The 7,355-nt window shown below is 63.8% G+C and carries 10 protein-coding genes; 5 read left to right on the top strand and 5 right to left on the bottom strand.

The annotated features are described in order from the left end of the window. Positions 1-192 (bottom strand): transposase family protein (locus HZZ16_RS34540; RefSeq protein WP_197951652.1); only part of this gene is annotated, 192 nt, incomplete at its 3' end. A 117-nt stretch (positions 193-309) separates the two neighbouring features. Next, positions 310-945 carry a pyridoxamine 5'-phosphate oxidase family protein gene (locus HZZ16_RS34535; RefSeq protein ID WP_197955008.1) on the bottom strand — a complete coding sequence of 212 codons (636 nt, stop codon included), beginning with the start codon at positions 943-945 and terminating at the stop codon, positions 310-312. Positions 946-1,066: 121 nt separating this feature from the next. On the opposite strand from HZZ16_RS34535, the gene HZZ16_RS34530 reads away from it, so the two are divergent. Then, positions 1,067-1,951, top strand: coding sequence for a LysR family transcriptional regulator (locus HZZ16_RS34530; RefSeq protein WP_197955010.1), 885 nt, complete (start codon positions 1,067-1,069; stop codon positions 1,949-1,951). A 115-nt stretch (positions 1,952-2,066) separates the two neighbouring features. Here HZZ16_RS34530 and HZZ16_RS34525 read toward each other — a convergent pair whose 3' ends face one another. Next, positions 2,067-2,486 carry a PaaI family thioesterase gene (locus HZZ16_RS34525; protein WP_197955005.1) on the bottom strand — a complete coding sequence of 140 codons (420 nt, stop codon included), beginning with the start codon at positions 2,484-2,486 and terminating at the stop codon, positions 2,067-2,069. A 420-nt stretch (positions 2,487-2,906) separates the two neighbouring features. Between HZZ16_RS34525 and HZZ16_RS34520 the strand changes: the two genes are divergently transcribed. The 4 genes from HZZ16_RS34520 to HZZ16_RS34505 all read left to right on the top strand — a co-directional run bounded on the left by HZZ16_RS34520 (position 2,907) and on the right by HZZ16_RS34505 (position 6,642). Next, on the top strand, positions 2,907-3,923 hold the full coding sequence (locus tag HZZ16_RS34520; protein WP_197954999.1) for a TRAP transporter substrate-binding protein: 1,017 nt from the start codon (positions 2,907-2,909) through the stop codon (positions 3,921-3,923). A 224-nt stretch (positions 3,924-4,147) separates the two neighbouring features. Beyond that, positions 4,148-4,657, top strand: coding sequence for a TRAP transporter small permease (locus HZZ16_RS34515; protein ID WP_197954998.1), 510 nt, complete (start codon positions 4,148-4,150; stop codon positions 4,655-4,657). Positions 4,658-4,659: 2 nt separating this feature from the next. Further along, a complete protein-coding gene (locus HZZ16_RS34510; protein ID WP_197954997.1) occupies positions 4,660-5,979 on the top strand; it encodes a TRAP transporter large permease in 1,320 nt (439 codons plus the stop codon). A gap of 201 nt (positions 5,980-6,180) precedes the next feature. Continuing rightward, positions 6,181-6,642, top strand: coding sequence for a DUF3237 domain-containing protein (locus tag HZZ16_RS34505; RefSeq protein ID WP_197954996.1), 462 nt, complete (start codon positions 6,181-6,183; stop codon positions 6,640-6,642). Between the two features lie 70 nt (positions 6,643-6,712). Here HZZ16_RS34505 and HZZ16_RS34500 read toward each other — a convergent pair whose 3' ends face one another. Both HZZ16_RS34500 and HZZ16_RS34495 read right to left on the bottom strand, forming a co-directional pair. Continuing rightward, positions 6,713-6,919 carry a hypothetical protein gene (locus HZZ16_RS34500; protein WP_025033895.1) on the bottom strand — a complete coding sequence of 69 codons (207 nt, stop codon included), beginning with the start codon at positions 6,917-6,919 and terminating at the stop codon, positions 6,713-6,715. Between the two features lie 110 nt (positions 6,920-7,029). Then, positions 7,030-7,305 (bottom strand): YiaA/YiaB family inner membrane protein, encoded by a 276-nt coding sequence (locus HZZ16_RS34495; RefSeq protein WP_197954995.1) that lies wholly within the window; start codon positions 7,303-7,305, stop codon positions 7,030-7,032. Positions 7,306-7,355 lie beyond the last annotated feature (50 nt).

Below are 7,355 nucleotides of genomic sequence, written 5' to 3'. Positions count from 1 at the left end.
TCCATGCTTAAGCACCAGCACGTCCTGCCAAAGATAAGCCTTCAGCCGCGCAAACAGCGCCATGTCGGTGCAACTCGTCGCTCCGCACAACGTGGCCATCAGGGCGATGAACAAGAGCTCCGTCAGATCGTGCAGCGCATTGTCCGCACGTGGGTCGGGCAGGTCTTCGAAGCACTCCGAAAATCGATCCATGGGTCGCTCCTTCCAACTCCAGGAGCCACCTTCAGAATCGATTTCTCTCCAAATCGCAATGCCTTAGGATCACATGCGATTCCCCTGCCCTCCAGGGGAGGGTAAGCGAGCAGCGGCTTATGTAGTAACCTCCGTCGTCCCCTTCTCCCCCTTCAACGCCGCAACCTCCGCCTCCAGCTCTGCGATCCTCGCATCTCTCGCGGCCAGCGCGGCCGCAACATCGGCTGCATCGAATTTCTGCGGGATGTGCTGCGGGCAGTTGGTGTCCCAGGCTGCGATCTTGAACAGGATCACCTGCTCGGGCCGGGCGCGGTAGCCCTTCAGCATCAGCGACGTGGTCAGGGCTTCGTCATCCTCGACCACGCGCGCCTCGCCCCAGATCTTCACACGGCGACGATGGGTGTAGTCCATCACGAAGATGTAGGCCTTGGGATTCTCCGAGAGATTGCCCTGGGTGATGAACTGCTGGTTGCCGGAATAGTCGGCGAAGGCGAGCGTCTGCTTGTCCAGCACCTTGAGGAATCCCTTCGGGCCGCCGCGGTGCTGGATATAGGGCTGGCCGTCGGCTGAAGCCGTGGCGAAGTAGAAGCTGTTGGCCTCGGCGAGGAAGGCCGCGAGATTGTCATCGACCTGGGTACGCCAGCCGCGCTGCTCGCTGCGCGCATAGGCCTCGCGCGAGCCCTTGCGCGCCTGGATCGCCTTCACCGCCGGCGAGAAGGCCACGTCGCTGGCATAGATATGGACTGAAGTCATCGGAACATCTCCTGAAATTCCGGCGCATTGCTGCGTCTTCCGTGTCTAATCTGGACCTTTCGGCGTCTAAAACAATTGAGCACCTTGACACTTCATCATTGCGGTTTATGCAATAATGCCCGTGGACCGCCTGGAAGCCATGCACGTCTTCGTCACCGTCGCCGATCTGCGCGGCTTTGCGCCGGCCGCGCGCAAGCTGCGGCTGTCGCCGTCTGCGGTGACGCGGATGATCGCGGCGCTGGAGGAGCATCTCGGCGCGCGGCTGCTGCAGCGGACCACGCGGCAGGTGGCACTGACCGACGTCGGCACGCGCTATCTGGAGCGAGCTCGGCGCATCCTTGCCGATGTCGAGGAGGCTGACGGCTCGGCACGGGAGGAGCGCAACCGGCCGAGCGGGCGCCTCGTCGTGTCCGCGCCGGTCGGCTTCGGCCGGCTGCATGTCGGGCCGGTCATGACCGCCTATCTCAAGCGCTATCCCGAGGTCACGGCCGAGCTCAGGCTGTCCGACCATCTCGTCAATCTCGTCGAGGACGCCGTCGATGCCGCGGTGCGGATCGGCCATCTCGCCGATTCCTCGCTTGTCGCGCGCCAGGTCGGCGAGATGCGGCGGATCGTGGTGGCCGCGCCCGGCTATTTGAAACGCCATGGCGAGCCGAAGACGCCGGAAGCGCTCGCCACACACCAGACCATCCAGTTCGGCCCCTGGTCTGAATGGCGCTTCCTGCGCGACGGCCGCGATATCGGGTTGCCGCTGTCGCCTCGCTTCATCAGCAACAGCGCCGATGCCGCCCTGCAATACGCCGAGGCCGGCGGCGGCATGACGCGGGTGCTGGCCTATCAGGCCGCCGAGGGCCTGAAGCGCGGACGCCTCAAGATCGTGCTGGCGAAATACGAGCAGCCGGCGCTGCCGATCCACATCGTCTATCCGACCTCACGTTTGCTCTCGGCCAAGGTGCGCGCGTTCATCGATCTCGTGGTGGAGACGGCGGAATGGAGGTTTGGGTGATCTTTTTCCGTCATGGCCGGGCTTGTCCCGGCCATCCACGCGCCTCCACGCATGCTGTGCCAGAGACGTGGATGCCCGGGTCAAGCCCGGGCATGGCGACGGAGAGAGTTGGGCATCACCCCTTCTTCGGCACCACGCGGAACGTGCCGCTGGCCCGCGCGATCACGATCTCGTCCGCCTTCACCAGACACTGCGCGAAGCAGATCGTATTCCCGGTCTTGATCGCCTCGCCCTCGATCGCGAGCCATTGGCCGATCTCGGCGGCGCCGACATAGTCGACCGCCAGCGAGATGGTGACGAACGACGTGGTCCAGCCCGTCGCCTGGGCGCAGCTGTAGCCCATGGCGGCATCGGCGAGCGCCGCGATCAGCCCGCCATGGATCAATCCGCGGGCGTTGGTGTGCGGCGTCGCCAGGCGCAGTCCGACGGTGACACCCTTATCGGTCTTCTTCGAATAGAGCGGCTCCCAGGGATCGGTCAGGGGTGCTTTGCGGAAATGCGGTTCGTAGCCGGCGGGGATGTCGGTCGGGGTCATCGCTGTCTCGCTTCGTTGCTTTGGCGACATTGAAAGCGAATGAAGCGTCGAATGCATCACCTACAAAGCTTTAAACGGAATTTGTGCAGGTGTTTGAAGCGAGCTCCGCCGTCGCCGCAACGGCCCGGCTCCGATGATTGCGACCTTTGTCCGCAACACATGCTCCTCCCGATCCTGTAGGCTTTGGTCGCGGCCTGCTTGTGGCCAAGGCTCGCAGACGATAATTATATCTTATAACGTTTGCGCAGAGGGAGAGCGGTGGTCGCCATGGCAGCGACAAATCCATGCAACATGGCTGACGTAGATGGCGCGACACAGCGCGCCTCAGTTCCGGCTTGAACGCGCCGGCGAATTAGATAACATGTTAATTAACGAGGCCGGGCCAACGAAGCCCGCCGTCGCAAAAGGGAGAGACGCGTGATGAGGAAAGCCTGTCTGGCGTTGCTGCTGGCAGCAAGCATGACGCCTGCGTTCGCGCAGGACAAAACCATCGACCTGAAGGTCTCGCACTGGGTGCCGGCCTCACATCCGCTGCAGAAATCGCTGGAAGACTGGGTCGCCGCGGTCAACAAGGATTCCGGCGGGACCATCACCGGCAAGGTGTATCCGGCCCAGCAGCTCGGCAAGGCGTTCGACCATTACGACATGGCGCGCGACGGCATCGCCGACGTCACTTATGTCAATCCCGGCTATCAGCCCGGCCGCTTCCCGATCATCGGCGCCGGCGAATTGCCGTTCCTGATCTCGGACGCCAAGGGCGGCTCGATGGGGCTCGACGCCTGGTACCGCAAATATGCCGAGAAGGAGATGAAGGACGTCAAATACTGCCTCGCCTTCGTCCACTCGCCCTCCTCGTTCCATTCCCGCACCAAGAAGATCGTCAACCCTGAGGACGTGAAGGGCCTGAAGATCCGCCCCGCCCACGCCACCATGGCGAATTTCGTCACCTCGCTCGGCGGCACCAACGTGCAGTCCTCGGCACCGGAAGTGCGCGACATCATCGAGCGCGGCGTCGCCGACGGCGTCACCTTCCCTTGGGGCTCCCTGGTGCTGTTCGGCATCGACAAGGTGACCAAGTACGACATGGAGGCGCCGCTCTACACCACGACCTTCGTGTTCGTGATCAACAAGGACAAGTACAATGCGATGTCCGACAAGCAGAAAGCCGCGATCGACAAGAACTGCACGGTCGAGATGGCGGGCGCGGTCGGCGAGCACTGGGGCAAGTTCGAGGACGCCGGCATCGACAAGGTGAAGGCGGAATCCAGCCATGAGGTCTACAAGCTGACGCCCGAGCAGATCGCGGCCTGGAAGAAGGCCGCCGAACCACTGGTCAAGACCTGGGGCGACGGCGCCAAGAAGGCCGGGGCCGATCCCGACGCCGCGCTCGCGGATCTCAAAGCCTTGCTGAAGAAGTACAACGCGCTGGCGGAGTGACGCCTAGCAGTGGCCGCGCATTCGCTGCACCTCTCCCGCTTGCGGGAGAGGTCGGCGCGTCCGGGCGATGCGAAGCATCGTCCCGCGCGCCGGGTGAGGGCTCCCTCCTCTTGGGGGTCCTCGATTGTGGAAGCACCCTCTCCCCAACCCTCCCCCGCAAGCGGGGGAGGGAGCGCAGCTCCGTCGCGGGCAAACCTCGGATTCGTCAGAAGGACCCTTTCCCCATGAAGCGCGCCTGGATGGACCGCATCATCGACTCGATCGAATGGATCGCGGCCGGCTTCGTCGGCATCGTCGCGCTCGACATCTTCCTGTCGGTGCTCCTGCGCAACACGCTGAACTATTCGATCCCTGATTCCTTCGACATCGGCCGCATGCTGCTCGGCATCCTCATCTTCTGGGGCATCGCGGCAACCTCCTATCGCGGCACCCACATCACGGTCGACCTGGTCTGGGGCAATGTCGGGCCGCGCCACCAGCGCTGGATCGACGTGTTCGCGACGCTGGTGCTATTGTTCGTCGTCACGGTGCAGACCTGGACTCTGTTCGACAAGGTGCGCGGCACCTACAACGACAACGTCCAGACCTTCGACCTGCACATGCCGACCTGGCCATTCTTCGCGGTCGCCTGGATCGGCGACATCTGCGCCGTGCTGCTGATCGCGATCCGCACCTATCGGCTGATCTTCCATCCCGAAGAGATGCACGACCCCAAGATCAAGGCGACGGAGTAACCATGAGCACCGATGCCGTCGCCGTAATCGGCTTCGTTTCCCTCTTCGTCCTGATGCTGCTGCGCGTGCCGGTCGGCATGGCCATGGGCCTCGTCGGCGTGTCCGGCTTCGCCTATCTCGTCAATGGGACCGCAGCGCTGAAGCTGGTCGGCCAGACCTCGATGCGCACGGTCACCGACTACACGTTCGGCGTCATCCCGATGTTCCTGCTGATGGGCTCGTTCGTCTCCCATTCCGGCATGAGCCGCGAGCTGTTCCGCGCCGCCAACGGCTTCGTCGGACATTTGCGCGGCGGGCTCGGCATCGCCACCGTCGGTGCCTGCGGCGGCTTTGCCGCGATCTGCGGCTCCTCGGTCGCGACCGCCGCGACCTTCTCCGCCGTCGCCTATCCCGAGATGCGCCGGTTCGGCTATCCGCAATCCTTCGCCACCGGCGTGATCGCGGCGGGCGGCACGCTGGGTGCGATGCTGCCGCCCTCCACCGTGCTCGCGGTTTACGGCATCATCACCGAGCAGGACATCGGCAAGCTGTTCATCGCCGGCATCATCCCGGGCCTGCTCGCGATGACCATGTACATGATCACGATCTTCCTGCTCGGCTATTTCCGCCCAGACTTCCTGCCCAAGGGCAAGGTGACGCCGTGGCGCGAGCGCTTTGCCGGATTGAAGGAGATCTGGGCACCGGTGCTGCTGTTCATCTTCGTCATCGGCGGCCTCTACGGACTGCCCTTCCTGCCGCGCTTCACGCCGACCGAGGCCGGCGGCGTCGGCGCGACCGGGGCCTTCATCATCGGCGTGCTGACCGGCCGCCTCGACCGCGAGAAGGTGCTGGCCTCGCTGCTGCAGGCGACGCGCACCGCGGCTGCGGTGTTCACCGTGCTGATCGGCGCGCTGATCTTCGGCTATTTCCTCACGGTGACGCAGACGCCGCAGAAGGTGACGGAATTCCTCACCGGGCTCGGCCTCGGCCCCTACGGCGTGCTGGCCCTGATTATGGTGATGTATCTGGTGCTCGGCTGCCTGATGGACGCCATGGCGATGATCATCCTGACCGTGCCGATCATCTTCCCCGTGATCATGCATCTCGGCTTCGACCCGATCTGGTTCGGCGTGATCATCGTCATGACCGTCGAGCTCGGCCTGATCCATCCGCCGGTCGGCATGAACGTCTTCGTCATCAAGAGCGTGGTGAAGGACGTCTCCTTCTCCACGATCTTCAAGGGCGTGATCCCGTTCGTGGCGACGGACCTGGTGCGGCTGGTGATCCTGATCGCCTTCCCGCTGCTGGCGACCTGGCTGCCGACGCGCATGATGGCGCATTAGGCGCGGGTGACGACGCGGTAAGCTCTCTTCCCCTCTCCCCTTGTGGGAGAGGGTGGCTCGCCGCAAAGCGGCGAGACGGGTGAGGGGTCTCTCTCCGCGAGCCCGCTTGTGGAGAGAGACCCCTCATCCGGCGCTTCGCGCCACCTTCTCCCACAAGGGGAGAAGGGAAGGCAGCGGCTCGCCGAACCATTGGAGACAGCGATGACCACTCCGACCCTCGAAACCAAATACGTCTTCACCATCACCGCGCGCATCGGCGACGTCGTCACCGCCGGCGAGACCGGGATCGGCGTTCGCCGTATCATTCCGATCATCGGCGGCGAGGTGACGGGCGCGGTCACCGGAAAGGTGCTCCCCTTCGGCGCCGACTTCCAAACCATCCGCCCCAACGAGCTGATCGATCTCGAAGCGAAATACGCCTTCGAGACGGACGACGGTGCGACCGTCTATGTCGAGAACAAAGGCATGCGCTTCGGCCCGGTCGAGCTGTTGCAGAAGCTCAAGCGCGGCGAGCCGGTCAATCCCAAGCTGATCTATTTCCGCACCGTGCCGAAGTTCGAGACCGGGCACGCGAAGTACCGCTGGCTGATGGAGCACATCTTCGTGGCGTCAGCGGCGCGCCATGCGGATCGCGTCGTGATCGACGTGCATCAGGTGATGTGAGGCCGGGCCGTAGGGCCTCTACCCGGATCGCGGCGGGCGATCCGAGGCGACCCAGGTGAGGCGAAGACGCCTACAACGTCTCTTGCTTATGCCCGCAGTTCTTGCAGGCGAACTTGACGCGGGTCTGGCCCTTCTCTGCCTGCACCCGGTTCGGCGCTCCGCACTTGCCGCAGACGGCCTCGATGCGGGTCGTGCCCTGCTTGACCACGATGGTCTTCTTTTCCATCGATTCGCGGATCAGGCGCTCGGCCTCCTCGCGCAGGGATTGTTTCGACAAAGCTCGTCTCCGCCTCTGGAAAGCGCGAGAGCCATATCGCACCTGCGCGCGAAGCACAATGCGCCCTGCCTGCCGCGGGGGCACCTGCCCCCGCGCTGCGACCGTTCGCCTTAAGCCGCCTTGGAAACCTCCATCAAGAGCCGCTCGGCCTTGGCATCCTCGATGCGGTTCACGAGGCGGCTGCTCTCATGATTGTCGCGCACGGTCTTGGCCAGGGTGACGCAGGTCTGGATCATCATCACGACACCCATGGTGAGATAACCTTTCATCCAGAGGTCGATCGGCAGGAAGAAGATGCCGATGGCGACGAGGAAGGCCGAAGCTGCGAAAGACGCGTAGGTGAAGCTCACCCAGGCGCCGCTGTGGGGCTGGCCGTTCTGGTTCATGATGGTCTCCTGTTGATTGGAATGATGATTGCGTTCGGGTTCAGACTTGC

It is taken from the genome of Bradyrhizobium glycinis, from assembly GCF_016031655.1.
Taxonomy (GTDB): Bacteria; Pseudomonadota; Alphaproteobacteria; order Rhizobiales; family Xanthobacteraceae; genus Bradyrhizobium; species Bradyrhizobium glycinis.
This window is presented reverse-complemented; position numbering and strand designations above follow the sequence as displayed.